Annotated in this window: 2 protein-coding genes; both read left to right on the top strand. The window is 61.4% G+C overall.

Annotation, left to right across the window (positions count from 1 at the left end; genetic code table 11):
• Positions 1–66 precede the first annotated feature (66 nt).
• Positions 67–1,476, top strand: a complete 1,410-nt coding sequence (gene lpdA, locus ACQY6C_RS07395; RefSeq protein ID WP_427966909.1) for a dihydrolipoyl dehydrogenase — start codon at positions 67–69, stop codon at positions 1,474–1,476.
• Between the two features lie 64 nt (positions 1,477–1,540).
• A partial coding sequence (locus ACQY6C_RS07390; protein ID WP_427966906.1) for a cation:proton antiporter occupies positions 1,541–3,118 on the top strand: 1,578 nt, incomplete at its 3' end.

Genomic DNA, 3,118 nt, shown 5'->3' with positions numbered 1-3,118 from the left:
TTTTCACCATATGGACCGTGTTCCATGTGTTCCATCCTGTAGGATTCCAGCAGAGGTTATCGAGTAATGTCAGCTAGTTACGACGTCATCGTTCTTGGCAGTGGCCCCGGCGGTTATGTCGCGGCGATTCGCAGCGCGCAGCTGGGTCTCAAGACCGCGATTGTCGAGCGCGAAAACCTGGGCGGCATCTGCCTCAACTGGGGCTGCATCCCGACCAAGGCGCTGCTGCGTTCGGCCGAAATCTTCCACTACATGCAGCACGCTGGAAGTTACGGGCTCAAGGCCAAGGAAATCGAGGCAGATCTGGAAGCGGTGGTGAAGCGCAGCCGCGGTGTGGCTAAACAGCTCAACCAGGGCGTCACGCACCTGATGAAGAAGAACAAGATCACGGTGCACATGGGCGAGGGGACGCTGACTGGCCCGACTTCGCTGACCGTGAAGGATGAGAAGGGTGAGGAAAAGCTCACTGCCAAGCATGTGATCGTCGCCACAGGCGCGCGGGCGCGCGACCTGCCCTTTGCACCGGCAGACGGCAAGCGCATCTGGACCTATCGCACGGCGATGACGCCGCCCGAAATGCCGACGAAGCTGTTGGTGATCGGCAGCGGAGCGATCGGGATCGAGTTCGCCAGCTTCTACAACGATATGGGTGCCGAAGTGACCGTGGTCGAAATGCTCGACCGCGTGGTTCCGGTCGAGGACAAGGACGTCTCCACCTTCCTCGAAAAATCGCTGACCAAGCAGGGCATGACGATCATGACCGGCGCTGGTGTCGAGGATATCAAGGTTGACGCCAAGGGCGTGAAAGCCAGGATCAAAGGCAAGGATGGAAAGGTCACCGAACAGGAGTTCAGCCATTGCATCGTCGCCATCGGCATCGTCCCCAATACCGAGAATATCGGGTTGGAGAAGCTCGCCGAGATGGACCGGGGCTTCATCCAGATCGATCCCTATGGCCGCACCAAGAGCAAGGGATTGTGGGCGATCGGCGACTGCACGCCCGGCCCCTGGCTGGCGCATAAGGCGAGCCACGAAGGCGTGACCGCAGCAGAAGCCATCGCGCAGGAACTGGGCAACAAGGATGTCCACCCGCATGCGCTCGACCGCAACAACATCCCCGGCTGCACCTATTGTCACCCGCAGATCGCATCGGTCGGGATGACCGAGGCCAAGGCCAAGGAAGCGGGCTATACCGTCAAGGTCGGCAACTTCCCCTTCATCGGCAATGGCAAGGCGATTGCGCTGGGCGAAGCGGAAGGTTTCATCAAAACCGTGTTCGACGCCAAGACCGGCGAACTGCTGGGCGCGCATATGATCGGGGCGGAAGTGACGGAGCTGATCCAGGGCTATACTGTGGGCAAGCAGCTCGAAACGACCGAAGCGGAACTGATGCAAACCGTCTTCCCGCACCCGACGCTCAGTGAGATGATGCATGAGAGCGTGCTGGGGGCTTACGGGCGGGCCCTGCATATCTGACGGTGCATATCTGATGTTGCATATCTGATGTTGCATATCTGATCCGGTGGGCTGAGGAGAGGGCATGACCAGTTTCCTGATCCTCGCCTTCCTGATCCTCGTTGCGGGCATGGTTGCCGTGCCTTTGGCTGCGCGTCTGGGACTGGGATCGGTGCTGGGCTATTTGCTCGCCGGCATGGCGATCAGCCCGGTGCTGGCGACGCTCAACGTCAATGTCGAGGCGCTGCAGGTATTCGCCGAGTTCGGCGTGGTGATGATGCTGTTCCTCGTCGGGCTGGAACTGGAGCCAAAGCGGCTGTGGGACATGCGCGGCAAGCTGGTGGGGCTGGGCGGCGGGCAGGTCATGCTCACGACGCTGGCGATCGCGGCGATCGGTTTGCTCGACGGACGTCCGTGGCAGACCGCGCTGGCGATCGGCATGGTGCTGGCGCTCAGTTCCACGGCGATCATTGTCCAGTCGCTGACGGAGAAGGGCCTGCTGCGCAGCGAAGGCGGCGAAGCGAGCTTCTCAGTGCTTCTGTTGCAGGACGTTGCGGTGATCCCGATCCTCGCGCTCCTGCCGCTGCTTGCCATGCCCGATCTCATCGGTGGCGGTATCGGGCATGTCGCAGAAGGGGCAGGCCATGGCGGGTTCGACCTGACCGCCAACCTTCCGATCTGGCTCGCGGCAGTGGTGCGCGTCGCGGCGGTCTGTGCCGTGGTCCTGATCGGCAATTACCTCACTCGCCCGCTGTTCCGTTATGTCGCGGGGGCCAATCTGCGCGAGCTGTTCACTGCTGCGGCGCTGGTCTTCGTAATCGGCATTTCGCTGCTGATGACGATCGTCGGCCTCTCCCCCGCACTGGGAACATTTCTTGCCGGCGTTGTTCTCGCCAACAGCGAATACCGGCACGAGCTCGAAAGCGACATTGACCCCTTCAAGGGGTTGTTGCTTGGCCTCTTCTTCATAACGGTCGGCGCGAGCATCGACTTTGGGCTGGCAGCGCAACGCTATGGCGAGGTCCTGTTCTGGGCGGCGGTGGTCATCGCCACGAAGCTGGCGGTTTTGCTGGCAGTGGGCCGGTTCTACGGGCTGCGCAGGCAGGCGCTGTGGCTATTCGCTCTCAGCCTGCCTCAGGCGGGCGAATTCGCCTTCGTGCTGATCGCTTTTTGCGTTGCCAATTTCGTCTTCACTCAGGCGCTGGCGGACCTGCTGCTGCTGATCGTGGCGCTGACAATGCTCGTCACGCCGTTGCTGTTCATCTTCTACGACAAGGTGGTGGCTCGCCTTTATTGCCGCGGCGAGGAGGCCGAAGCCGACGCCATAGAGCAAACGCATGATATCATCCTGGCCGGGCGGGGCCGCGTTGGCGGGATCGTCGACCGGATTCTCGATGCAGCCGGTCACAAGGCGACTGTGATCGATTACGATTCGCGCCATCTGGAAGTGCTCAGAAAGTTCGGGATACGCAGCTATTTCGGCGATGCGACACGGCCCGACCTGCTGGAGAGCGCCGGGATAGCTGACGCCAAGCTACTGGTCGTGGCGCTCGACGAAAAGGAGCAGATCGACGGGCTCGTCGGCTATGTCGCCAAGACCTATCCGCAAGTTCATATCGTAGCCCGCGCGATCGACCGCGACCATGTCTACAAGCTATGGGCG

Origin of the sequence: Altererythrobacter sp., assembly GCF_050299635.1 — a bacterium.
GTDB lineage: Bacteria > Pseudomonadota > Alphaproteobacteria > Sphingomonadales > Sphingomonadaceae > Erythrobacter.
The sequence above is the reverse complement of the archived record's forward strand: the minus strand, read 5'-3'. Positions and strand labels throughout refer to the sequence as shown.